The organism is Mycolicibacterium neoaurum ATCC 25795 (assembly GCF_000691525.1).
GTDB lineage: Bacteria > Actinomycetota > Actinomycetes > Mycobacteriales > Mycobacteriaceae > Mycobacterium > Mycobacterium neoaurum.
On record NZ_JMDW01000011.1, the window covers coordinates 75,220 to 96,869 of the forward strand.

The window sequence follows — 21,650 nt, forward strand, 5'->3', positions numbered from 1 at the left end:
GGCGGCCGGCGGTCAGATCGCTTCGGGATCGGCGGCCAGTCCGTCGGCGGCCTTCTGCGCTAGCGACAGGGCGGCGCGCGCCCAGGTCTCGGTGGCCCCGGCCAGGCCGCACGCCGGGGTGATGCCGACGCGGTCCCGCAGGACGGTGCGGGCGAATCCGAGCCGGTCGGTCACCGCCGCGGCCGCCGCGGCGGCGTGTTCGGGTTCCCACCGCTGTGCGGGGGCCGTACCCGGGATCACCCCGAGCAGCACGGTGCGGCCCGACTCGATGAACTCCCCCACCCCGTCCAGATCGCCTGCCCGCAGCGTCGAGGCATCAACCGAGATCGCAGCCAATGCGCTGCGCTGCAACAACATCCACGGCAGATCGGCGGCGCAGCTGTGCAGGGCAACCGGTCCGCCGACGGTGCCGATCACCTCGTCGAGCAGCGCCGCGGCCAGCTGCTCGTCGACCGGGTGCACCGGCGACAGGCTGGTGACTCCGGTCAACCGGCCGGCCAGCGCGGCGGGCAGGGTTGGCTCGTCGAGCTGCACGACGACGTCGGCGTCCAGTCGCCGAGCGACCTCGGCGCGGTGGGTGGCCAAGCCCTCGGACAGCGATCCGGCCAGATCACGCAGCGCTCCGGCGTCGGTGATCGCGCGGTGGCCGTTGGGTAGCTCGAGCTCGGCGGCCAGCGTGATGGGACCCGCGGCCTGCACCTTGACGGTGCGGGCCTGCCCACGCAGTCCGGCCTTCTCCCACGCCTCTTCGAGCGCATCGAGGTCCTCGTTGAGCAGGCTTACCGCGCGTCGGAGCACTGCGCTGCGGCCAGCGGCGATGCGGTAGGCCCGCGGCGCGGTGTCGATACCGATGTCGACGAGCAACGCACCGGTACGACCGATCATGTCGGCGCCGACACCGCGGCCCGGAAGTTCCACCAGATGCGCCAGCGAGTGCAAGTCGCCGACGATGATCTCGGCGGCCTGATGCGCCGAGACGCCCGGCCACGAGCCGATCCCGGTGGCGGCGGCGAAAGCGCTCACGCGCGCGCGACGGTCGCGCTGGCGATGACCTCGTCACCGTCGGGGTCCGGCCGGTAGAGCACCATCGTCTGACCCGGTGCCACCCCGCGCAGCGGTTCGCGCAGGTCGGCCACCAGCCTGCCGTCCGCGACGTCGACGACGGCCGCGGCCAGCCCGCCATGTGCGCGCACCTGGATGACACCCTCCACCGGTCCCTCGGGGGCGACGCCTGCGGTGAACACCGGCTTGTCGCCGACGAGTTCGCGGACGTCGAGATCTTCGGCGGGGCCGACGCGCACCGTCGCGGTGGCGGCATCGATGCCCGTGACGTAGCGCGGCTGACCGTCGGGGCCGGGCCCGGCGATGCCCAAGCCCTTGCGCTGACCGATGGTGAAGCCGTGCACACCCTCGTGTTCGGCCAGCACGGTCCCCCCGGCGTCGATCACCGCGCCGGGGCGGATACCGATCTTGGCGCCGAGGAAGGCCCGAGTGTCACCGGAGGGGATGAAGCAGATGTCGTGGCTGTCCGGCTTCTCAGCGACCGCGAGCCCACGGCGGGCCGCCTCGGCACGGATCTCCGACTTGGGGGTATCGCCGATCGGGAAGACCGCGTGGCGCAACTGTTCTGCGGTCAGCACCGCCAGCACATAGGACTGGTCCTTGTCGACATCGACCGCGCGGCGCAGCCGTCCGTCGGACAGCCGGGCGTAGTGGCCGGTGGCCACCGCGTCGAATCCGAGCGCCAAGGCACGCGCGGACAGCGCGGAGAACTTGATCGTCTCATTGCATTTCACGCACGGGTTGGGCGTCTCACCGCGGGCATAGGAGTCGACGAAATCGTCGATCACCTCCTCCTTGAAGCGGTCCGCGAAATCCCACACATAGAACGGGATGTCGAGAACATCGGCGACACGACGGGCGTCGCCGGCGTCCTCCTTGGAGCAGCACCCCCGCGACCCGGTGCGCAGCGTGCCCGGCGCGGACGACAACGCGAGGTGCACACCGACGACGTCATGTCCGGCGTCGACCATGCGCGCGGCGGCCACCGAGGAATCCACCCCGCCGCTCATCGCGACCAACACCCTCATGCGCGGGTCCCCGCACTGGCCAACGCGGCCTCCCTGGCACGCTGCACCGCCGCGGGCAGCACGGTCAGCGCGGCATCCACATCGGCTTCGGTGCTGGTATGCCCCAGCGACAATCGCAGCGATCCGCGCGCGGCCGCCGGATCGGCACCCATCGCGATCAACACGTGGGAGGGCTGGGCGACCCCGGCGGTACATGCCGAACCGGTCGAGCACTCGATACCCTTGGCGTCCAGCAGCATCAGCAGCGCATCGCCCTCACAACCGCGAAAGGTGAAGTGCGCGTTGCCCGGTAACCGTCGATCACCATCGGCACCGTTGACGTCGACGTCCTCGATGCAGGCATGGACACCGGCGATCAGGCGGTCGCGCAGCGCCGCGACCCGAGAGCTGTTGTCGGCCAGCTCGTCCACAGCGACCTTCGCCGCAGCAGCCATGCCGACCGCTCCGGCGACATCCGGTGTCCCGGAGCGGACATCGCGCTCCTGGCCACCACCGTGCAACACGGGTACGCACGCGGTGTCGCGACGCAGCAGCAGGGCGCCGACACCGGCCGGGCCGCCGAACTTGTGGGCGGCCAGGCTCATCGCCGACAGGCCGCTGGCCGCGAAGTCGACGGGGATGTGCCCGACCGCCTGGATCGCATCGCTGTGGATGGGCACATCGAACTCGGCGGCGACAGCAGCCAGGTCGGCGATCGGCGAGATGGTGCCCACCTCGTTGTTGGCCCACATCAACGACACGAGCGCCACATCATCGTGGGCGGCCAGCACGGTGCGCAGATCCTCCGCCGACACCGCCCCGTCGACGTCCACCGGCAGCCAGGTGACGTCGGCACCCTCGTGCTCGACGAGCCATTCGACGGCATCCAGCACGGCGTGGTGTTCCACCGGCGCGGTGACGATCCGGCGGCGGTGCGGGTCGGCGTCGCGGCGAGCCCAGAAGATGCCCTTGATGGCCAGGTTGTCCGATTCGGTGCCGCCTGCGGTGAAGATCACTTCCGACGGGCGCGCACCCAGCAGCTGCGCCAGCGTCTCGCGGGCCTCCTCCATGCGGCGCCGGGCGGCCCGACCGGAGGTGTGCAGCGAGGAGGCATTGCCCACCGTGGTCAGCACCGACGTCATCGCCTCGATGGCAGCGGGGTGCATCGGGGTGGTGGCGGCGTGGTCCAGGTAAGCGGCGCTCATGGCCCATCCAGGATAGCCGCAGCGGGCGCTCGCCCGATCCAGCGCGGTCAGGCCACCAATACCTCACCGGCCGCGGCGCCCGTATCGGCGGTCCGGCCGGCGCGCCGGTGGCCCGCGACCGCCCCGGGGCCACGGACAGCGGCCTCGCAACGAGCGGCCAGATCCCGGCGATCGTCGCCGGGCAATTCCAAGGACTGGACCTGCACGTGCACGACGGTGCGCCGGGCGGTGACCAGGCGGCGGATGGAGGCCAGCAAAGTGTCCTCGCCGATATAGGCGGGCACCGTCGACGGGCTGCCGTCGCGGTGGTGGTAGGTCAGCCGCAGCGGTTGCACCGGGCGCCCCGCGTCGACGGCGGCCTGGAACATCGCCGGGCGGAACGGGCCGTAGCCGAGACCGCACCAGGTGGTTCCCTCGGGGAAGGCGACCACCGTGTGCCCGCCGCGCAACCGGGCCGCCACCGCACCGACGACGGCGGGCAGCCTGCGCAGATTCTCTCGCTCGATCGGGATCACCTTCATGATCCTGGCGACGACACCAAGAGCCGGCCAATCGATCAGATCGGCGCGGGCGACGAACGATCCCGGCAGCACCGCACCGATGCTGAAGATGTCCAGCCAGGACACGTGCCCGCTGACCACCAGGACGCCGCGCAGGTTGCGGATCGGGCCGCCGGACACGGTGATCCGGACGCCGACGCAGCGCAGCATCAGCCGGCAGTAGGCGCGTTGCAGGTGTGAGCGGCCGGGCAGCGGCACGGCCAGCAGCGGCACGGCGAGGAAGAGCAGCACCGCACCGGTCACCCGCAACGTGGTGCGGGTCCAGACGGCCGGTCGCGAGCCGAGCGCCGCGGCACCGGCGTGCATACAGCCTTCGTCGCAGGTCGCCTTGGGCAACCAGGCATTTCCGGTGACGGTCACGGTCGTGCCTCCCCCTCGGTGGCCTGCGATACCGAGCGCAGGCGTTTCAGATAGCGGACGTCGGCGTTGCGTTTGCCCAGCAGGGCCGGGAAGTCACCGACGCCGAAATCGGGATCGTGGGCCGGCTCGCCGCACACCTGGGCGCCGAGGCGCAGGTAGCCGCGCATCAGTGCGGGCACGTTGACCCGGGCCGGTGGCTCGATATCGTCGAGCCCGCGGCCGTCGATGACCACCGGGCGGTAGGGCCGCACCGTGTACTCGGCGGGCGCGCCGTGGCGGCGCAACACGAAATCGCGTACCCCGCGCAACCCGCTGCCGGGGGTCTCCCCGTCGGGATGCGTCGGCACCGAGACGCACCCGGTGACGTAGTCGTAACCACAGCGGTCCAGGTAGGCGAGGATGCCCGCCCACATCAGCAACACCACGGCGCCGTTGCGGTGGTCCGCACGCACCACGGCACGCCCCATCTCGACCAGTGACGGCCGCAGGGCGTCAAGCGATCGAACATCGAATTCGGTTGCGGTGTAGAGACTTCCTGCTGCGATAGCACCCGGCGGTGGCAGCATCCGGTAGCAGCCGACCAACTCGCCGGAACCGTCCTCGCGGACCAGCAGGTGATCGCAGTACTGGTCGAAGCGGTCGGCATCGAGGCCGTCGGGGCTCGCGGTCAAGGCGAAACCGGGCTCGGAGGTGAACACCTCGTGACGCAGCCGCTGGGCCGCCTCGATGTGCTCGGGCTCGGTGGACAGCAGCAGGGTGTAACGCGGCGCCGGCGTCCCCGAGATCGCCTGCGCGGTGTCATCGGCGGGTATGAGTACGGATGCGGTGCTCATGCGATTCCCTCGCAGGCTCGGGTCCCGCATGCCACCTGTTGATTCGCTCCGCAAGCGTCGCTCATATGCAGCACGGTCGCGCCTGCGGGTCTCCGGACGGCATCGCCAGCGTGACGTGTCCGTGCACGAAAAATGAACACCCGCCACGGCACGCCGAGATGGACGTTTCTGCGGTCTGCAGGCCTGCATGAGCGCAGAAACGTCCATCTCGAGGTGACCACGCACAAAGGCGCCCCGGGACCTGGAGTCCCGGGGCGCCTCTGTTGATTGTCGAGCTGCTTAACCCTTGCGGGCCTTGACCGCCTCGGTCAGCTGCGGGGTGACCTTGAACAGGTCGCCCACGATGCCGAGGTCGGCGATCTCGAAGATCGGCGCCTCTTCGTCCTTGTTGACCGCGATGATCGTCTTGGACGTCTGCATGCCGGCGCGGTGCTGGATCGCACCGGAGATGCCGAGGGCGATGTAGAGCTGCGGCGACACGGTCTTACCGGTCTGGCCGACCTGGAACTGACCGGCGTAGTAGCCGGAGTCCACCGCGGCGCGGGAGGCGCCGACGGCGCCGCCGAGCGAATCGGCCAGCTCCTCGACGACCTTGAAGTTCTCCTCGCTGCCGACACCACGACCACCGGCGACCACGACGCTGGCCTCGGTGAGCTCGGGACGGTCACCGGCGACGACCGGCTCGCGGGAGGTGATCTTCGTCGCATTCTCGGCCTGGGCCGGAACCTCGACCTCGACGACCTCGCCGGCACCGTCGGCCGGTTCGGCGTCGACGGCACCCGGGCGGACGGTGATGACGGGCAGTTCGCCGGTGGCCTGCGCCTCGACGGTGAACGCGCCACCGAAGATGCTGTAGACCCCGATGCCGCCGTCCTTCAGGCCGACGACGTCGACCAGCAGGCCGGAGCCCAGGCGCGCGGCCAGCCGGCCGGCAACCTCTTTGCCCTCGGCGCTGGCGGCGATGACCACACCGGCAGGCGATGCGGACTCGACGAGCGCGGCCAGCACGTCGACCTTCGGGGTGACCAGGAAGTTGTCCACGTCGGCCGACTCGGCGACGTAGATCTTGGCCGCACCGGCGGCCTTGAGGCCGTCGGTGAGGCCGGCGGCGGTGCCGGGGGCGCCCACCACGACGGCGGACGGCTCACCCAGCACGCGGGCAGCGGTGATGAGTTCGGTGCTGACCTTCTTCAGTGCACCTTCGGCGTGCTCGACGAGCACGAGTACTTCAGCCATGAATCTGTCCTTTGAGTGTGTGTCTGAGGGGTCAGCTACTAGATCAACTTCTGGGCGACCAGGTACTCGGCGACCTTGGTGCCGCCTTCGCCCTCGTCGGTGATCTTCTCGCCGGCGGTCTTCGGGGGCTTCGGGGTGGACGAGAGCACCTTGGTGCCTGCGTTGGCGACGCCGACCTCGTCGGGCTCGACACCGATCTCGGCCAAGGTCAGGACGGTGACTTCCTTCTTCTTGGCGGCCATGATGCCCTTGAAGGACGGGAAGCGCGGCTCGTTGATCTTCTCGTTGACGCTCACCACCGCAGGCAGGGTGGCCTCCAGGCCGAAGACACCGTCGTCGGTCTCACGCTCGGCGGTGACCTTGCCGCCCTCGACATTGAGCTTGCGCACGTGGGTGAGCTGCGGCAGACCGAGGTACTCGGCGATGACGGCAGGCACGGCGCCGCCGACACCGTCGGTGGCCTCGTTACCGGCGATCACCAGTTCGGTGCCCTCGATGGTGCCCAGCGCGCGGGCCAGCGCCCAGCCCGTCTGGATGAGGTCGGAGCCGTGCAGACCGTCGTCCTTGAGGTGGACGGCCTTGTCGGCGCCCATGGACAGCGCCTTGCGGATGGCCTCGGTGGCGCGCTCGGGGCCGGCGGTCAGCACGGTCACCGTGCTGTCGCCACCCTCACGTTCCTTGATGAGCAGCGCTTCTTCGACGGCGCGCTCGTTGATCTCGTCGAGCACGGCGTCGGCCGCCTCGCGATCGAGCGTGTAGTCACCGTCGGAGAGCTTGCGTTCCGACCAGGTATCAGGGACCTGCTTGATCAGGACCACGATGTTCGTCATGAGTGTGGTTCGTCCTCCTCGATGAGGCCGTCTGCCGGCCTGGCAATATCACGTTTCACGCAACGGCCTCCAGGTTACTCGCCGGTAACTTGAGCGGCACGTACGGACACCATAACTGGTCAATCGCCATCTACCGACCGCACGGTCGGTCGGGCATCCGTTCGCGAACCGGCCATCACGGGTTAGCCTGCCTTCCAATGAGCACATTCGGTTCGGTCGAGAACTCCGGTGGTCCCGCCAAGGCGGGCACCGACGTCGACCCTTGTCTGCCCCTGACCGGTGAACGGACCATTCCGGGCCTGGCCGAGGAGAACTACTGGTTCCGCCGTCACGAGGTCGTCTACCAGCGTCTGGCCGACCGCTGTGCCGGCCGTGACGTACTGGAAGCCGGACCCGGCGAGGGTTACGGCGCCGACCTGATCGCGCAGGTGGCCCGCTCCGTGGTGGGCGTCGACTACGACGAACAGGCCGTCGCCCACATCCGGGCCAAGTACCCGCGGGTGCAGATGACCCTCGGCAACCTGGCCGAGTTGCCGCTGGCGGACGGTTCGGTGGACGTGGTGGTCAACTTCCAGGTCATCGAGCATCTCTGGGATCAGGGGCAGTTCGTCGGCGAATGCGCGCGCGTGTTGCGCCCCGGCGGGCTGTTGCTGATGTCGACGCCGAACCGCATCACCTTCTCCCCCGGCCGCGACACCCCGTTGAACCCCTTCCACACCCGTGAGCTCAATGCCGCCGAACTCACCGAACTGCTCGTGGCGGGCGGCTTCCGCGTCGAGTCCATGCTCGGGGTGTTCCATGGCCCCGGCCTGGCCGAGCTCGACGCACGCCACGGCGGTTCCATCATCGAGGCGCAGATCGCGCGCGCGGTGGCCGATGCCCCGTGGTCGGCGGACCTGCTCGCCGATGTCGCCGCGGTGCGTACCGAGCACTTCGATCTGGTCGAGGACGGCCGCGACAACCGTGCCATCGACGACAGCCTGGATCTGGTGGCGATCGCGGTGCGCGGTGACTGAGTACCACCCCACCCCGGGGATGTTCACGCTGGTGCTGCACACGCACCTGCCGTGGCTGGCCCATCACGGCCGCTGGCCGGTGGGCGAGGAGTGGCTCTACCAGTCCTGGGCGGCGTGCTATCTGCCGCTGTTCCGGGTCCTGCGCACCCTGGCCGACGAAGGCCGCGGCCATCTGCTGTCCCTCGGCATGACACCGGTGGTCACCGCCCAACTCGACGACCCGTACTGCCTGACCGGCATGCACCATTGGCTGGCCAACTGGCAGCTGCGCGCCCAGGAGGCGACCACCGTCACCGACGGCCCCGATACCGGCTACGCAGCGCCGGAAGCGATGCGGCAGTTCGGGATCCGCGAATACGACACCGCCACCGCGGCGATGGACGACTTCAGCACGCTGTGGCGTCACGGCGGTAGCCCGCTGCTGCGCCCGCTCGTCGAGGCCGGCACCATCGAACTGCTCGGCGGTCCACTGGCCCACCCGTTCCAGCCGTTGCTCAACCCGCGGCTGCGCGAGTTCGCCCTGCGCGAAGGTCTCGCCGATGCCCGGCACCGCATCGGGCACACCCCGGCCGGCATCTGGGCACCCGAGTGCGCCTACGCACCGGGCATGGAAATCGGTTATGCGGCAGCCGGTGTCGGCCACTTCATGGTCGACGGACCCTCGCTGCACGGCGATACCGCGCTGGGCCGCACCGTCGGCGACAGCGACGTGGTGGCATTCGGACGCGATCTGCAGGTCAGTTACCGGGTCTGGTCCCCCAAGTCCGGTTATCCCGGCCACGCCGCCTACCGCGACTTCCACACCTACGATCACCTCACCGGCCTCAAGCCGGCCCGGGTCACCGGGCGCAATGTGGCATCGGAGGCCAAGGCGCCGTACGACCCCGATCGCGCCGACCGCGCCATCGATGTGCACGTCGCCGATTTCGTCGAGGTGGTGCGCCGCAGGCTGATCGACGAGTCCGACCGGATCGGGCGGCCTGCCCATGTGGTGGCCGCGTTCGACACCGAACTGTTCGGGCACTGGTGGTACGAGGGACCGCAATGGCTGGAGCGGTTGCTGCGGGCACTGCCCGCCGCGGGTATCCGCGTCGGCACCCTCACCGATGCCATCGCCGACGGCTTCGTCGGCGGGCCGGTCGAATTGCCGCCCAGCTCATGGGGTTCCGGCAAGGACTGGCAGGTGTGGAACGGCCCCAAGGTCGCCGATCTGGTCCAGCTCAACACCGAGGTCGTCGACACCGCACTGGCCGCCGTCGACAAGGCGATGATGCACCCCGATGCGGGCGGGCGCGATATGGTCGCCGACCAGATCCTGCGCGAAACGCTGCTCACGGTCTCCAGCGACTGGCCCTTCATGGTCAGCAAGGATTCGGCCGCCGAATACGCCCGCTATCGCGCGCACCTGCACGCGCACGCCACCCGCGAGATCAGCGCCGCCCTGGCCTCCGGGCGCCGCTCCCAGGCCCAGCGGCTGGCCGAGGACTGGAACCGCGCCGACGGCCTGTTCGGGGCACTGGACGCCCGGAGGCTGCCACAATGACCGCACCATTCCCGGCGAGCGTGCGTGTCTGCTGCGCGACACGCCATGTCTCGCCCCTAGTCGACGCACGCTCGCGCGCCGTCAGAGGTGTCCGCCGATGAAGATCTTGATGGTCTCCTGGGAGTACCCGCCGGTGATCATCGGCGGCCTCGGCAGACATGTGCATCACCTGGCCACCGAACTCGTCGAGGCCGGCCACGAGGTCGTGGTCTTGTCGCGCCGGCCGACCGGTACCGACCCGAGCACCCACCCGTCCACCGACGAGATGTCCGAGGGTGTGCGCGTCATCGCCGCCGCCCAGGATCCACACGAATTCGCCTTCGGCACCGACATGATGGCCTGGACGCTGGCCATGGGTCATTCGATGATCCGGTCGGGACTGACCCTGCGTGACTGGCAGCCCGATCTGGTGCATGCCCACGACTGGCTGGTCGCACACCCGGCGATCGCGCTGGCCGAATTCTTCGACGTGCCTTTGGTTTCCACCATCCATGCCACCGAGGCCGGCAGACACTCGGGGTGGGTATCCGGTGCGGTCAGCCGACAGGTGCACGCCCTGGAATCGTGGCTCGTGCACGAATCCGATTCGCTGATCACCTGTTCGGCGTCCATGCGCGAGGAGATCACCGAACTGTTCGGACCGGGCCTGGCCGAGACCACGGTCATCCCCAACGGGATCGACACCGACGGTTGGCCGTTCGCCACCCGTCGCCCGCACGACGGCGCACCCGAGCTGTTGTTCTTCGGCCGCCTCGAGTACGAGAAGGGCGTGCACGACGCCATCGCGGCGCTGCCCCGCATCCGCCGGACGCACCCGGGCACCACGCTGACCATCGCCGGTGACGGCACCCAACTCGATTTCCTGAGCGCACAGGCCCGCAAGCACAAGGTGCTCAAGGCGACCAAGTTCATCGGACGAGTCGACCACGAGGGTCTGGTGCGATTGCTGCACAAGGCCGACGTCGCCGTGCTGCCATCGCATTACGAACCGTTCGGCATCGTCGCCCTGGAGGCCGCGGCCACCGGCACTCCCCTGGTCACCTCGAATATCGGCGGGCTCGGCGAGGCCGTCATCGACGGTGTCACCGGGGTGTCCTGCCCGCCGCGCAATGTCGCCGCACTCGCGGATGCGGTGCGCCGGGTACTCGACGATCCCGCCGCCGCACAGCAGCGCGCGGTGGCGGCCAGGGACCGACTCGGTGACTTCTCCTGGCCGAACGTCGCCGACCACACCGCACAGGTGTACCTGGCCGCCAAACGCGCCGAACGCCAGCCCCAGCCGCGTCGGCTGATCGTCGAACGTCCTCTGCCCGACTACGGTTGATCCGCGCAAGCGAACACCTCGGTCCCCGAGGTGAATCACACGGCGCCGTATTCCGTTTCCGGTCGTAGGCTGGTGAGATGCCGGTGCATCACGATGACGCAGAGCGCTGGATCGAGCTGGGGCTGACCGTCGATGCCGGCCCCGAACAGGTGTGGCACGCGCTGGCCACAGGCGCGGGCAACTCGGCCTGGTTCACCCGCTGCGAGATCGAGGAAAAGGTCGGTGGGGCAATCCGATTCGACTTCGGACCCGCCGGCGATTCGGTCGGTGAGGTCACCGAGTGGGATCCGCTGCGCCGCTTCGGCTACGTCGAACGAGATTGGGCCGGCGACGCCCCGCCGCTGACCACCCAGATCACCGTGACTGACCGGCTCGATGGACACTGCGACGTCGCGATGGTGCACTCGCTGGTGACCGACCGTCCCGACTGGGACACCGATCTCGAGGGCTTCGAAGCGGGCTGGACCGGGCACTTCGCAGTGCTGCGCAGCTATCTGCGCCATTTCGCGGGGCGCCGCGCGGTGACCTATCGACTCTCCTCGGCATCGCCGGACTCGCCGTACGAGGCCTGGAAGCGGTTCACCGAGGTCATGCACCTGCACGGTGTCGACGTCGGCGATCTGCGCACGGTAGGCACCACGATCGACAACATCAACGGGCAGGTGGACTGGGTCCAGCAGGACGATCGGCAGCGCCACGTGCTGGTGCGCCTGGCCGAACCGCTACCCGGCCTCGTGCTGTTCGGCATGTATACACCGGGCGGAAAAGCGATGTTGAGCCTGAACGCGTTCTTCTACGGTGCCGACGCTGCCGACGATGCCGAGGTGACCCGCACCGCCTGGCACCGGCTGCTGGAGCACACCTTCGGCTGATCGGCCGTGCCGTCAGCGGGCGGCCTTCTTGCGCTCGATATCGGCCAGATTGGCGGCCAGCTCGGCGCGCTGGGCGGCCGACGCGTCCCAGGCGACCTTGCGGTTCTTGACAACCTTGGCCGGCGACCCGACAGCGATCGAGTAGTCCGGAATCTCTCCCTTGACCACCGCATGCGCGCCGAGCACGCACCCACGGCCCACCGACGTTCCGCGCAGCACGCTGACCTTGGCAGCCACCCAGGTGTCGGGCCCGATCCGCACCGGGCTCTTGATGATGCCCTGGTCCTTGATCGGAAGTTCCAGACTGTCCATCTTGTGGTCGAAATCGCAGACATAACACCAGTCGGCCATCAGCACGGAATCACCCAGTTCGATGTCCAGGTAGGTGTTGATGACGTTGTCACGGCCGAGGACCACTTTGTCACCGATGCGCAGTGAACCTTCGTGGCAGCGGATGGTGTTCTTGTCGCCGATGTGAACCCAGCGGCCGATCTCCATGGTGGACAGCTCCGGCGTGGCTTCGATCTCCACGCCCTTGCCGAGGAACACCATGCCGCGGGTGATGATGTGGGGGTTGCGCAGCTTGAACTTGAGCAGGCGCCAGTACCGCACGAGGTACCACGGCGTGTACGCCTTGTTGGCCAGCACCCAGCGCAGTGAATCGCGGGTCAGGAACCGAGCCTGGCGCGGATCGCCCAGCCGCGAACCTCGCCACCTCTTGTGCAACGGCGCGCCCCACATCGTCGTCATGGCCGGTCAGCCTACGCGAGACCGTCACGGGCTAGTCTCGGGACTCGATGCCTGCACTCCGAAAATCTGCGCGCCGGCTTGCCGCCGTCCTGTCGATGACCACGCTGCTGGCTTCGGCGTGCGCGAACACCGATTCCTGGGTCGAGGCCCATCCCGCGACCGGGTGGTCCGCGCAGTACGCCGATGCGGCCAACAGCAGCTACAGCCCTGTCGACGGCGCCAGAGAACTGAGCCTGGATTGGCAGCGCTCGGTCAAGGGTGCGCTGGGCGCGCAGGCCGCCCTGGGTTCGGGTGCCTACCTGGCGGTCAACGGCCAGACCGCCGACGGCTGCTCGTTGATGGTGTGGGAGAACGACAACAACGGTCGGCAACGGTGGTGCACCAGGCTCTGGCAGGGCGGCGGCTTGTCCAGCCCGCTGTTCGACGGCTTCGACAACCTCTATATCGGCCAACCGGGCGCCATCATGTCGTTCCCGCCGACGCAGTGGATCCGCTGGCGGCAGCCGGTGATCGGCATGCCGATGACCCCGCGCCTGCTCGATCCCGGACACCTGCTGGTGTTCACCCATCTGGGCCAGGTGCTGGTGTTCGACGCGCATCGAGGAACCGTCATCGGTACGCCGCTTGATCTCGTCGCCGGCGTCGATCCCACCGATTCGCAACGCGGACTCGACGACTGCGTCACCGAACGCAGTGGTTGCCCGGTGGCTTCGGCGCCGGCGTTCAGCGCCGACACCGGCATGCTGGTCGCCGGACTCTGGCAACCCGGCGCCCCGGCACCGGTCCTCACCGGATTGAAGTATCGCCCCGACGCCACCGCGATGGTGAGCACGGCGTGGACCAGCACCGCCATCGGCGGCGGACCGATCGCCAGCCCGGTGCTCTCGGCGGACGGCACCGTCGCCTACGTCACCGGCCGCGACAACCGACTGTGGGCGATCGACACCGCCGACGGCAGCGCAAGATGGTCGGTGGCACTGGACTCCACCCCGCGAACTCCACCGTCGGTGACCCCGGATGGACACGTCATCGCCGGCGGAGGACCGGGTTCGCATCTGGTGTCGGTCACCGACAGCGGCGAGATCGCCTGGAGCCGTGACGATGTCGAACCGTTGACGACGTCCACGCAGAGCGGCGGCGGCACCGGCTACGCGGTGATCCGCGACGGTGACGCCGGTCAGGCGCTGCTGGTATTCGACACCGCCGACGGCCGCACCCTCAACCAGTACCCGTTACCGGAGGCCGACGGTGCGCCGCTCGGTGTGTCGGTGGGCCATGACCGTAGGGTTGTCGTCACCACCAGCGCAGGCCAGGTCTACAGCTTCGCTCCGGTCTAGGTTCGCGCTCAGGCCAGCAGCGGGGCCACCGTTGCGCGCGGCACCGAAACCTGAACGGCGCCGGCCGATTCGGGCAGCAATTCGCCCTGGCTGAAGAAGAAGATCACCGCATCGTCGGTGATGGCGAAGTTCTGATAGTTGGCCGGGTCCAGACCCGCATCCGGTAACACCGGATCGGGGATGCCCGACTGCCGGGCCAAATCGGCCTGCACCACCGGGAAGATCACCGGCAGCGGGTCTGCACCCTCGCGGAACAGCTTCTCGAAGGTGATCGGCTTGCGGTAAGCCTGATCCCAGCTGAACGATTTGTAGAACGTCTGCGGGTGGGCCCCACCGACATTCTGATAGGTGGTGAACACCACCGACTGGGTCCCCCGCGGCGGGACGGCGGAACTGTACTGGACGGTGGTGGTGTCCAGTTCGTAGGGCATCCCGCGGAAGTCCGGGGACTTCGCGACGTTCAGGAAGCCATCGCGGGTCTGCTTGACGTACTCGATCACCGGTTTGGGATCGGGAAAGTTCGCCGGGAACTTGATGTTCAGCGTGTAGGCCGGATCGGTCTGGGCGATGGTGCACACGTTGTCGGGCCCGAGCACGCCGTCGACGTCGCTGCACCCCGGTGGCGCGGCTGCGGCGACCGGTGCACCCGCGACGCCCAGCAGGGCCGTGGTGGTTGCTGCCAGCACGGTGACGGCCAGCGGGGGTACACGCATCTGGGAGATCCTCCGAGGAACGGGAGCGGCACAGGCGCCGCCGGTACCAAGATTACCTGTGGCACTATCGCGACGGACGACAAATGAATGCCACCGCGCGACTGGCGGCCCCGGTACCGATGCGGGTGAGCACCACCGACAGCGCAGACGTGCCCCGCAACTTAAGCCGCCGACGCAGGACGTCGGGGTCGATATCGACGCCGCGGACCAAGATCTCCACCGCACCACAGTCCCTGGCCACCAGTTCGCGGCGCAGCCGCTTCTCGTCGAATCCGATCTCGGCGAGCACCTCGAATCCGCGGACTCCTTCGGGCACCACATCCCCGGACAGATACGCGATATCGGGATCCAGTTGCCACAGGCCGTGTCGGGTCGCGTACTGGCGCACCAGACCGGCGCGCACCACCGCCCCGTCGGGGTCGATGATCCACCGGCCGGCCGCTGCCACGGTGCAGTCGTCGGGATCGGCATCGGTCAACTCCTCGGCCCTGTCCAGGACGACCGCACGCCGGTGCACCCCGGCTGCGCGCAGACCGGCGGACCACAGGCACGCCTCGCGCACGCTGCCACCCCATGACGTCACCGCGATCTCGCCGGTGAACCCCAGCTCGTCGAGCTGGCCGAAATCGATTCCCGGAGCACATTTCACGACGATGTGTCGATCGCGGTAGACCTCGAGCAGAGTGTCCAACGGCGGCGTATACGCCCGTGGATCGAAGCGTCGACGGCCACCGGCACGCCTGCCGGGATCAGCGAGCACGACGGTATCGCGGCTGACCGGGACGAGCGCATCGGCGAGCACCAAAGCCGCATCGGGAACGTTGTTGTGCGCCATGGCAAGCCGCACCCGATCCAGATCGCTGCCGAGCACCGATTCGGCCCTCGGTATGAGCGCGGCCAGTTCGGCACCCACCGAGCACGTCACATCGTGGACACGCATGCCGGCCAGCCGCTGAGCACGGTGTAGCGCCACCGGCTCGGCGGTGGCCTGCTGCATGGCGTCATCGGTGAACAACCACGACGACGCGTCGGCGAATTTGGTCCGCGCCCGCCGCCGCAGCAGGGTGGTCTCCACCAGCACCGCCGTGCGATCGCCGAAACGCTCACGCACCGAGGTGATATCGGCCACCCGGCCGGCATCGCTCAACGACAGCTCGGCGATCTCGGCCAGTGCCCGACGACCTTCGTCGCCACCGAGGTAGGCGACATCGTCGAGCGAGAAGACTACCGCCACATCACAACGGCTTGGTGCCCGTGACCATCACGTTGTAGAACCAGCCCTTGGGCACGACCTTGCGCCAAACGTTGGCATCCACCCAGCTCAGCGTCGTCCAGCTGTTGAAGGCGAACTTCGCCCATCCCCAACCCAGCCGGCCCGGCGGCACCGATGCCTCGAAGGTCCTGATGGGCCAGCCGAGCATCGCCGCGGTGAACTCCTCGCTGGCGGTGGCCACCTCGACGGCACCGGCATTGGTGGCCATCCGCTCCAGATCCTCGGGATCGAAGGTGTGCAGATCCACGACTGCCTCGAGTGCGGCGGCGCGGGAGGACTCGTCCAGTTCCTCCTGCGGGCGGCGCCAGTTCTCCAACCCGGGCAGTTTGGTGATGTTGGTCGACAGATGCCAGGTCAGCGTCGAGAGGTTGCGCGCGTAGACATTGCCCGCGCTGGTCGGCTCACCGGCGAAGACGAACCGCCCACCGGGCTTGAGGATGCGGACCACCTCGCGCAGCGACTTCTCCACGTCCGGGATGTGGTGCAGCACGGCGTGCCCGACCACCAGATCGAAGGTGTTGTCCTCGTACGGGATGCCCTCGGCATCGGCGACGCGACCGTCGATGTCGAGGCCGAGACCCTGCCCGTTGCGGGTGGCGACCTTGACCATGCCCGGGGACAGATCGGTCACCGAGCCACGGCGGGCCACCCCGGCCTGGATGAGGTTGAGCAGGAAGAATCCGGTGCCGCAGCCCAGCTCCAGGGCCCGGTCGTAGGGCAGTTCCTGCTGAACATGCTCGGGCACGATGGCGTCGAAGCGACCGCGCGCGTAGTCGATGCAGCGCTGGTCATAGGAGATCGACCACTTGTCGTCGTAGGTCTCGGCCTCCCAGTCGTGATACAGGATCTGGGCCAGCTTGGTGTCCTTGAGGGCGGCCTCGACCTGCTCGGCGGTGGCGTGCGGGTTGGGCTCCGGAGCCGCCCCGGCGGCGACATCGGGCGTGTGGTCCGTGCTCGTCATATGGGCAGCCTAACTGCCGGTGCCCGCCCCGAAGACCTCGACGTAGTGCTCGACGCCCTCACCAGCGCCATCGATCATCGCCTTGGCACCGGCCAGCACATGCGCCGGCGTCTCGAGATAACGACGCGCCCAGCTCAGCGCGGCGTCGTAGACACCGTCGGGGGGCACCAGCTCGTCGACCAGCCCGAGCGCCAGGCTCTCCTCGGCACCGACGAACCGGCCACTGAACACCAGATCCTTGGCCCGCGCCGAGCCGATCGCCGCGACCAGCCGATCGGTCCCCGCGGCGGGCAGCAGCCCGGCGAGCACCTCGGTCACACCGACCTTGACGTTGTCACCGGCCACCCGCCAGTCCGCGGCCAACGCCAGTGCCAGACCTGATCCCAGCGCGTAGCCGGTCACCGCGGCAACCGTCGGCTGCGGGATGGCGGCCACCGCGTCCAGTGCCGTTCGGCACGCGGTCGTCACGCTGCGCGCATCGGTGGCAGTCAGGCGGCGCAGCTCCGCGATGTCGTCACCGGCGCTGAACACCTCGTGACCACCGAAGAGAATGACCGCGCGCACCTGCGGATGGCGTCCGAGCTCACCGGCGACGTCGGCGAGCTCGCGGTACATCTGGCGGGTCAGCGCGTTGGTGGGCGGCCGCGACAACACCAGGGTGCCGACGCCGTCGTGCACGGCCGAGGTGACGAACTCGGTCATGGGTTCGGCGGGTTGTTGTAGCCCTCCGGGGAGCGCCGGTTGCGCGCCTCGTTGTAGCGGGCCCCGTCGAAGAACTCGATATCCCAGTCACCGGTCCCGCTGTCCGCGGACAGGCTCGGCATCATCGCAACGATCTCGCGTTCGGTGGCCAGCACGTCGGCAACCGTGCGCCCGTTGAGCGAGTCCAGCTGCGACCAGGTCGGCGGCAGCAGGAACGAGCGGCCCTCGGCGAACTCGTCGAGCGCGGCCTGCGGGGTGGACCAGAACGCGCGGTCGCTCTCGGTGTTCTCGCCGTCCGCGCGCTGCCCCTTCGGCAGGGCACCGACGAAGAAATAGGTGTCATAACGTCGGGTCCGCTCCTCGACCGGGGTGACCCAGTTGGCCCACGGTCGCAGCAGATCGGCCCGCAGCACCAGTTTCTCGGCACGCAGGAAGTCGGCGAAGGACAGGGAGTTGTCGGCCAATGCCGCCCGCTGCTCGCGGTACACCGACGCATCGTCGACGAGCACGTCGGAATCGTCGGCGGCGCCGGCGAACAACACGCCGGACTCCTCGAACGTCTCGCGCGCCGCCGCGCAGACCAGCGCCTCGGCCAGGTCGACGTCGACGTTCATCCGCTCGGCCCACCAGGACGGTTCGGGGCCGTACCAGGCGATGCCCGTCCCCCGATCGCGTTCGTCGACACCCCCGCCGGGAAAGACCATCACGCCGGCGACGAAATCCATCGCCGAGTGCCGGCGCATCAGGAAGACCTCCAGCGATTCGGCCGTGCCCTGATCGCGTAACAGCATCACCGTGGAGGCGGGCCGGGGAACCAGCGGGTCCGAGTTATCGCTCATGTGGCGCGCCTCCTGTGTGCGGCGCGGCTGCGGGTGCGCCGCGCGAAGTACCGGCCGTCGATGTAGTCAAGCGTGATGGACTGTCCGAACGCCGCGGACAGATTCTCCGATGTCAGCACATCGGCAAGCAGACCGGACCCCACCACGCTGCCCTCCGAGAGCAGTAGGCAATGTGAGAAACCCGGCGGGATCTCCTCCACATGGTGGGTCACCAGGACGATGGCGGGGGCATCGGGGTCGGCCGCCAGATCCGCCAGCCGGGCCACCAATTCCTCACGGCCACCGAGGTCCAGACCGGCGGCGGGCTCGTCGAGCAGCAGCAGTTCCGGGTCGGTCATCAGCGAGCGGGCGATCAGTACCCGCTTTCGCTCCCCCTCGCTCAAGGTGCCGTAGGTGCGCTCGGCCAGATGCTCGGCCCCCAGGCTCTCCAGCATGTCGACGGCCTGTTCGTAGTCCACGTCGTCGTACTTCTCACGCCAGCGTCCCAGCACCGCGTAACCTGCCGAGACCACCAGGTCCCGCACGATCTCGTCATCGGGAATCCGTTGGCTCAGAGCAGAACTGCTCAATCCCACCCGGGAGCGCAGCTCCCCCATGTCGGTGCGCCCCAACCGCTCACCGAGCACGAACGCCACCCCCGAGGAGGGATGGTCGATGGCTGCGGCGATGCGCAGCAGTGAGGTCTTGCCCGCCCCGTTGGGGCCGATCACCACCCAGCGCTCGTCGAGTTCGACCGCCCAGTCGATGGGCCCGACAAGGGTCTTGCCGCCGCGCCGGAGGGTGACCTTGGCGAATTCGATCAGCAGGTCTTCCCCGGGGACATCGGCTGCGGTGGGCTCGTCTGCTGGCACCCGCCCATCGTAGTGTCGCCCGGATCGACCGCCGGGGTACGCCCCGCGCCACCGAGAGTTGTTTCCGCATCGCTTCGCTTGACGGCTCGTGCGCCGAAATCATGGAACAGCAGACGCCTCGGCATGAATCTGAGCATCAGCTGGACCAGCGGGCCGATACCGAAGGCATAGATCACCGTGCCGACACCAACCGTGCCGCCGAGCAGGAAGCCGAGGGTCAACACCGTCACCTCGATGGCCGTGCGGACCAGCCGCACCGACCGTCCGGTCCGTGCCACCAAGCCGGTCATCAGCCCGTCGCGCGGTCCGGGTCCGAGTCCGGCGCCGATGTAGAGCACCGTGCTCACCGCGTTGAGCAGCACCGCCCCGAGCATCATGGCCACCCGCACCCGGAGATCGGTGGGCGCCGGCAGCAGCGCGATACCGACGTCGACGGTCACGGCGATGACGATGACGTTGGCGACGGTGCCCACACCCGGGCGGTTGCGCAGCGGGATCCAGGCGAGCAGCACGATGATGCCGACCAGCGCCGTCACCGTTCCCATGGTCAGCCCGGTGCGTCGACTGAGGCCCTGGTGGAAGACGTCCCACGGGTCGAGACCCAATCCGGCCCGCACCATGACGGCCATCGAGAACCCGTAACCGACGAGGCCCAGCAGCAACAGGCCGGCGGGCAGGAGCACTGGCGGCCGGGGACTGTTTTCGACGCGGGTGGTCATGCGTGGTCGGGGAATCGTGCACGGATCGCGTCGAGTTCGGTGCGCATCCGGCGGGCATCCGCGTTGTCGACGTCGCCGAACCTCCGCGGATTGCGGACACCCGAGCGCCGGTACTTCCCCGCCATCCGAACCATCCAGTTCTCTTTCATGGATCGATCTTCTGGCGGCAATGGCTTGCCGATCAATAGCCAGTTGGCAGATACTGGCTCTTATGTCCATCGATATGGGGTCCAGAGTGCTCGATGTGGACCGTTTAGCTCGCGAACTCGGCAACTGGCGCACATCCAGTTCGACCGGTGCCGCATATTTGGGCCTTGCCGATGCGGTCCGATTGCTCATCGTCGACGGTCGCCTCCCCGTCGGTTCCCGATTACCGAGCGAACGCGCCCTCGCAGAGGCTCTGCGCGTCTCGCGCACCACGGTCACCGCCGCGTTCGCTGCGCTCCGCGAGGACGGTTATCTGCACGCGCGACGCGGCGCGCGCAGCACGGCCGCCCTGCCACCGCGTCCTGTACTTCCCACCGATCCGAGCACACCGACGGTGAGCCTGGCCGCCGCGGCACTCTCGGCGCCCAGCGCGGCTGTTCGCGAGGCCTTTTCCGAGGCCGCCCGCGATATCACCCCCTACCTGGCCGAGGTCGGTCACGAATTGTCGGGAGTGTGCGCGCTGCGCGAAGCGGTGGCCGAAAGCTACACCGCCCGTGGTCTTTCCACCGATCCGACGCAGATCATGATCACCACCGGCGCCCAACATGCCATCGGCCTGATCCTGGCCGCGTTCGCCCAGCCCGGCGACCGGGTGCTCGTCGAACAGCCGACCTACCACGGCGCACTCGCGGCCATCGCGGCCGCCGGGTCACGAGCCGTACCGGTGGCGCTCAACGACGGCGGCTGGGAACTGGACGCCGTGCACGCCGCGATCCGCCAATTGGCACCGGTGCTGGCCTACTTCGTCCCCGACAGCCACAATCCAACCGGTTTCACCATGCCGGAAGATGAACGAAAACGTTTGGGCCACATCATTTCCGAGACGCGCACCCGCACCATCGTCGACGAGTCGATCATGGACATGTGGCTCGACGAGGAACCGCCGGCGCCGCTGGCCGCAGCGATGACCCAGCGCCGCGAACTGGTACTGACCATCGGATCGATGTCGAAATCATTCTGGGGCGGCCTGCGAGTGGGCTGGATCCGCGCCGAACCGGCCACCCTGGCCACCATCGCGGCCACTCGTGCGGCAGTGGACCTGGGCACCCCCATCCTCGAGCAGCTGGCGGCGGCGCGACTGCTGCAGGTCCGCGACCAGATACTGCCGGAGCGGCGCGAGATACTCGCCGCGAGAAGGCAGTTCTTGATCGACGTGTTGGCGCGCGAGCTTCCCGACTGGCGGCCCGGCCCGGGCCGCGGCGGAATGTCGCTGTGGGTGCAGCTGCCGTCGCCGATGAGCACCGCGCTCTCGGCCTCGGCATCCCGACTCGGACTAGATCTGCCCGCGGGCCCGCGCTTCGGCGTCGACGGCACCCTGGAGCGCTTCATCAGGGTGCCCTATGCGCTGCCCGAAGCACAGTTGGAGGCGGCCGTCGAACTGATGGCTCGGGCCTGGCGCTCGATCACCGGCGTCTCCGTGGCTCCGGAAACACACGCGGTGGTGGTCTGA

General features: G+C 68.7%; 22 protein-coding genes. 6 read left to right on the forward strand and 16 right to left on the reverse strand.

What is annotated here, in order from left to right; all coding sequences use genetic code 11:
* Positions 1-12: 12 nt before the first annotated feature.
* The 7 genes from IC40_RS0116310 to IC40_RS0116340 form a co-directional block, all read right to left on the reverse strand.
* Positions 13-1,023: a methionine synthase gene (locus IC40_RS0116310; protein WP_030135770.1), complete on the reverse strand. Its 1,011-nt coding sequence runs from the start codon at positions 1,021-1,023 to the stop codon at positions 13-15.
* Complete coding sequence (gene mnmA / locus IC40_RS0116315) at positions 1,020-2,090, reverse strand: tRNA 2-thiouridine(34) synthase MnmA (RefSeq protein ID WP_030135771.1); 1,071 nt, start codon at positions 2,088-2,090, stop codon at positions 1,020-1,022. The genes IC40_RS0116310 and mnmA overlap by 4 nt, the downstream gene beginning before the upstream one ends.
* The gene (locus IC40_RS0116320; protein ID WP_030135772.1) at positions 2,087-3,274 is read right to left on the reverse strand and encodes a cysteine desulfurase family protein; all 1,188 of its coding nucleotides are present in this window, start codon (positions 3,272-3,274) and stop codon (positions 2,087-2,089) included. Before IC40_RS0116320 ends, mnmA begins: the two co-directional genes overlap by 4 nt.
* Positions 3,275-3,321: 47 nt before the next feature.
* A complete protein-coding gene (locus IC40_RS0116325) occupies positions 3,322-4,140 on the reverse strand; it encodes a lysophospholipid acyltransferase family protein (protein WP_277624632.1) in 819 nt (272 codons plus the stop codon).
* Positions 4,141-4,190: 50 nt separating this feature from the next.
* Positions 4,191-5,027 carry a GNAT family N-acetyltransferase gene (locus tag IC40_RS0116330; RefSeq protein WP_030135774.1) on the reverse strand — a complete coding sequence of 279 codons (837 nt, stop codon included), beginning with the start codon at positions 5,025-5,027 and terminating at the stop codon, positions 4,191-4,193.
* 279 nt (positions 5,028-5,306) lie between these two features.
* The gene (locus IC40_RS0116335) at positions 5,307-6,263 is read right to left on the reverse strand and encodes an electron transfer flavoprotein subunit alpha/FixB family protein (protein WP_030135775.1); all 957 of its coding nucleotides are present in this window, start codon (positions 6,261-6,263) and stop codon (positions 5,307-5,309) included.
* A 38-nt stretch (positions 6,264-6,301) separates the two neighbouring features.
* Positions 6,302-7,093: an electron transfer flavoprotein subunit beta/FixA family protein gene (locus tag IC40_RS0116340; RefSeq protein WP_019513601.1), complete on the reverse strand. Its 792-nt coding sequence runs from the start codon at positions 7,091-7,093 to the stop codon at positions 6,302-6,304.
* 197 nt (positions 7,094-7,290) lie between these two features.
* Here IC40_RS0116340 and IC40_RS0116345 point away from each other — a divergent pair, with 197 nt between their 5' ends.
* The 4 genes from IC40_RS0116345 to IC40_RS0116360 all read left to right on the forward strand — a co-directional run bounded on the left by IC40_RS0116345 (position 7,291) and on the right by IC40_RS0116360 (position 11,848).
* The gene (locus IC40_RS0116345; RefSeq protein WP_234411531.1) at positions 7,291-8,109 is read left to right on the forward strand and encodes a class I SAM-dependent methyltransferase; all 819 of its coding nucleotides are present in this window, start codon (positions 7,291-7,293) and stop codon (positions 8,107-8,109) included.
* Positions 8,110-8,128: 19 nt separating this feature from the next.
* The gene (locus tag IC40_RS0116350; RefSeq protein ID WP_042509643.1) at positions 8,129-9,652 is read left to right on the forward strand and encodes a 1,4-alpha-glucan branching protein domain-containing protein; all 1,524 of its coding nucleotides are present in this window, start codon (positions 8,129-8,131) and stop codon (positions 9,650-9,652) included.
* Between the two features lie 97 nt (positions 9,653-9,749).
* Positions 9,750-10,976, forward strand: a complete 1,227-nt coding sequence (locus tag IC40_RS0116355; RefSeq protein ID WP_030135778.1) for a glycosyltransferase family 4 protein — start codon at positions 9,750-9,752, stop codon at positions 10,974-10,976.
* Positions 10,977-11,053: 77 nt separating this feature from the next.
* Positions 11,054-11,848 (forward strand): SRPBCC family protein, encoded by a 795-nt coding sequence (locus IC40_RS0116360; protein WP_030135779.1) that lies wholly within the window; start codon positions 11,054-11,056, stop codon positions 11,846-11,848.
* A 12-nt stretch (positions 11,849-11,860) separates the two neighbouring features.
* On the opposite strand, the gene IC40_RS0116365 is transcribed toward IC40_RS0116360, so the two are convergent.
* Positions 11,861-12,598 carry an acyltransferase gene (locus IC40_RS0116365; protein WP_030135780.1) on the reverse strand — a complete coding sequence of 246 codons (738 nt, stop codon included), beginning with the start codon at positions 12,596-12,598 and terminating at the stop codon, positions 11,861-11,863.
* A 47-nt stretch (positions 12,599-12,645) separates the two neighbouring features.
* Here IC40_RS0116365 and IC40_RS0116370 point away from each other — a divergent pair, with 47 nt between their 5' ends.
* The gene (locus IC40_RS0116370; RefSeq protein ID WP_036470182.1) at positions 12,646-13,935 is read left to right on the forward strand and encodes an outer membrane protein assembly factor BamB; all 1,290 of its coding nucleotides are present in this window, start codon (positions 12,646-12,648) and stop codon (positions 13,933-13,935) included.
* A gap of 8 nt (positions 13,936-13,943) precedes the next feature.
* On the opposite strand, the gene IC40_RS0116375 is transcribed toward IC40_RS0116370, so the two are convergent.
* The 8 genes from IC40_RS0116375 to IC40_RS28025 all read right to left on the reverse strand — a co-directional run bounded on the left by IC40_RS0116375 (position 13,944) and on the right by IC40_RS28025 (position 20,142).
* Complete coding sequence (locus IC40_RS0116375; RefSeq protein WP_030135782.1) at positions 13,944-14,648, reverse strand: esterase; 705 nt, start codon at positions 14,646-14,648, stop codon at positions 13,944-13,946.
* Between the two features lie 64 nt (positions 14,649-14,712).
* A complete protein-coding gene (locus IC40_RS0116380) occupies positions 14,713-15,882 on the reverse strand; it encodes a THUMP-like domain-containing protein (protein ID WP_030135783.1) in 1,170 nt (389 codons plus the stop codon).
* A 1-nt stretch (position 15,883) separates the two neighbouring features.
* Positions 15,884-16,882 carry a class I SAM-dependent methyltransferase gene (locus IC40_RS0116385; RefSeq protein WP_030135784.1) on the reverse strand — a complete coding sequence of 333 codons (999 nt, stop codon included), beginning with the start codon at positions 16,880-16,882 and terminating at the stop codon, positions 15,884-15,886.
* 9 nt (positions 16,883-16,891) lie between these two features.
* Entirely contained in the window at positions 16,892-17,584 is a 693-nt protein-coding gene (locus IC40_RS0116390; protein ID WP_030135785.1) for an enoyl-CoA hydratase, read from the reverse strand.
* Positions 17,581-18,423, reverse strand: a complete 843-nt coding sequence (locus tag IC40_RS0116395) for an NUDIX hydrolase (RefSeq protein WP_030135786.1) — start codon at positions 18,421-18,423, stop codon at positions 17,581-17,583. The genes IC40_RS0116390 and IC40_RS0116395 overlap by 4 nt, the downstream gene beginning before the upstream one ends.
* Positions 18,420-19,274 (reverse strand): ABC transporter ATP-binding protein, encoded by an 855-nt coding sequence (locus IC40_RS0116400; protein WP_030135787.1) that lies wholly within the window; start codon positions 19,272-19,274, stop codon positions 18,420-18,422. The genes IC40_RS0116395 and IC40_RS0116400 overlap by 4 nt, the downstream gene beginning before the upstream one ends.
* Positions 19,223-19,993 carry a membrane protein YczE gene (gene yczE / locus IC40_RS0116405; RefSeq protein ID WP_042509543.1) on the reverse strand — a complete coding sequence of 257 codons (771 nt, stop codon included), beginning with the start codon at positions 19,991-19,993 and terminating at the stop codon, positions 19,223-19,225. The genes IC40_RS0116400 and yczE overlap by 52 nt, the downstream gene beginning before the upstream one ends.
* The gene (locus tag IC40_RS28025; RefSeq protein WP_157837326.1) at positions 19,990-20,142 is read right to left on the reverse strand and encodes a hypothetical protein; all 153 of its coding nucleotides are present in this window, start codon (positions 20,140-20,142) and stop codon (positions 19,990-19,992) included. The genes yczE and IC40_RS28025 overlap by 4 nt, the downstream gene beginning before the upstream one ends.
* Positions 20,143-20,204: 62 nt before the next feature.
* Here IC40_RS28025 and yczR point away from each other — a divergent pair, with 62 nt between their 5' ends.
* Positions 20,205-21,650 carry a MocR-like transcription factor YczR gene (gene yczR, locus IC40_RS0116415; RefSeq protein WP_030135789.1) on the forward strand — a complete coding sequence of 482 codons (1,446 nt, stop codon included), beginning with the start codon at positions 20,205-20,207 and terminating at the stop codon, positions 21,648-21,650.

Bases quoted from the DNA above. Each gene is read 5' to 3' on its own strand.
- mnmA (WP_030135771.1), bottom strand. From the start codon at position 2,090: ATGAGGGTGTTGGTCGCGATGAGCGGCGGGGTGGATTCCTCGGTGGCC.
- IC40_RS0116320 (WP_030135772.1), bottom strand. From the start codon at position 3,274: ATGAGCGCCGCTTACCTGGACCACGCCGCCACCACCCCGATGCACCCC.
- IC40_RS0116325 (WP_277624632.1), bottom strand. From the start codon at position 4,140: ATGCACGCCGGTGCCGCGGCGCTCGGCTCGCGACCGGCCGTCTGGACC.
- IC40_RS0116330 (WP_030135774.1), bottom strand. From the start codon at position 5,027: ATGAGCACCGCATCCGTACTCATACCCGCCGATGACACCGCGCAGGCG.
- IC40_RS0116335 (WP_030135775.1), bottom strand. From the start codon at position 6,263: ATGGCTGAAGTACTCGTGCTCGTCGAGCACGCCGAAGGTGCACTGAAG.
- IC40_RS0116340 (WP_019513601.1), bottom strand. From the start codon at position 7,093: ATGACGAACATCGTGGTCCTGATCAAGCAGGTCCCTGATACCTGGTCG.
- IC40_RS0116345 (WP_234411531.1), top strand. From the start codon at position 7,291: ATGAGCACATTCGGTTCGGTCGAGAACTCCGGTGGTCCCGCCAAGGCG.
- IC40_RS0116350 (WP_042509643.1), top strand. From the start codon at position 8,129: ATGTTCACGCTGGTGCTGCACACGCACCTGCCGTGGCTGGCCCATCAC.
- IC40_RS0116355 (WP_030135778.1), top strand. From the start codon at position 9,750: ATGAAGATCTTGATGGTCTCCTGGGAGTACCCGCCGGTGATCATCGGC.
- IC40_RS0116360 (WP_030135779.1), top strand. From the start codon at position 11,054: ATGCCGGTGCATCACGATGACGCAGAGCGCTGGATCGAGCTGGGGCTG.
- IC40_RS0116365 (WP_030135780.1), bottom strand. From the start codon at position 12,598: ATGACGACGATGTGGGGCGCGCCGTTGCACAAGAGGTGGCGAGGTTCG.
- IC40_RS0116370 (WP_036470182.1), top strand. From the start codon at position 12,646: ATGCCTGCACTCCGAAAATCTGCGCGCCGGCTTGCCGCCGTCCTGTCG.
- IC40_RS0116375 (WP_030135782.1), bottom strand. From the start codon at position 14,648: ATGCGTGTACCCCCGCTGGCCGTCACCGTGCTGGCAGCAACCACCACG.
- IC40_RS0116385 (WP_030135784.1), bottom strand. From the start codon at position 16,882: ATGACGAGCACGGACCACACGCCCGATGTCGCCGCCGGGGCGGCTCCG.
- IC40_RS0116390 (WP_030135785.1), bottom strand. From the start codon at position 17,584: ATGACCGAGTTCGTCACCTCGGCCGTGCACGACGGCGTCGGCACCCTG.
- IC40_RS0116395 (WP_030135786.1), bottom strand. From the start codon at position 18,423: ATGAGCGATAACTCGGACCCGCTGGTTCCCCGGCCCGCCTCCACGGTG.
- yczE (WP_042509543.1), bottom strand. From the start codon at position 19,993: ATGACCACCCGCGTCGAAAACAGTCCCCGGCCGCCAGTGCTCCTGCCC.
- IC40_RS28025 (WP_157837326.1), bottom strand. From the start codon at position 20,142: ATGAAAGAGAACTGGATGGTTCGGATGGCGGGGAAGTACCGGCGCTCG.
- yczR (WP_030135789.1), top strand. From the start codon at position 20,205: ATGTCCATCGATATGGGGTCCAGAGTGCTCGATGTGGACCGTTTAGCT.